This is a genomic window from Moraxella sp. 179-F 1C4 NHS (genome assembly GCF_045370505.1).
Classification (GTDB): Bacteria; Pseudomonadota; Gammaproteobacteria; order Pseudomonadales; family Moraxellaceae; genus Faucicola; species Faucicola tetraodonis.
The window spans coordinates 1-552 of record NZ_JBIQEC010000083.1 but is presented as its reverse complement, the minus strand read 5'-3'; the positions used below and the strand labels follow the sequence as shown (position 1 = coordinate 552).

Genomic DNA, 552 nt, shown 5'->3' with positions numbered 1-552 from the left:
ATATTGCACAATGGGCGCAAGCCTGATGCAGCGACGCCGCGTGAGGGATGACGGCCTTCGGGTTGTAAACCTCTTTCAGTAGGGAAGAAGCGAAAGTGACGGTACCTGCAGAAGAAGCACCGGCTAACTACGTGCCAGCAGCCGCGGTAATACGTAGGGTGCGAGCGTTATCCGGAATTATTGGGCGTAAAGAGCTCGTAGGCGGTTTGTCGCGTCTGTCGTGAAAGTCCGGGGCTTAACCCCGGATCTGCGGTGGGTACGGGCAGACTAGAGTGCAGTAGGGGAGACTGGAATTCCTGGTGTAGCGGTGGAATGCGCAGATATCAGGAGGAACACCGATGGCGAAGGCAGGTCTCTGGGCTGTAACTGACGCTGAGGAGCGAAAGCATGGGGAGCGAACAGGATTAGATACCCTGGTAGTCCATGCCGTAAACGTTGGGCACTAGGTGTGGGGACCATTCCACGGTTTCCGCGCCGCAGCTAACGCATTAAGTGCCCCGCCTGGGGAGTACGGCCGCAAGGCTAAAACTCAAAGGAATTGACGGGGGCCCG

The 552-nt window shown here is 57.6% G+C and carries 1 rRNA gene; it reads left to right on the top strand.

The features are described from left to right. A 16S ribosomal RNA gene (locus tag ACH0AB_RS11955) occupies nt 1-552 on the top strand; the annotation flags it as partial.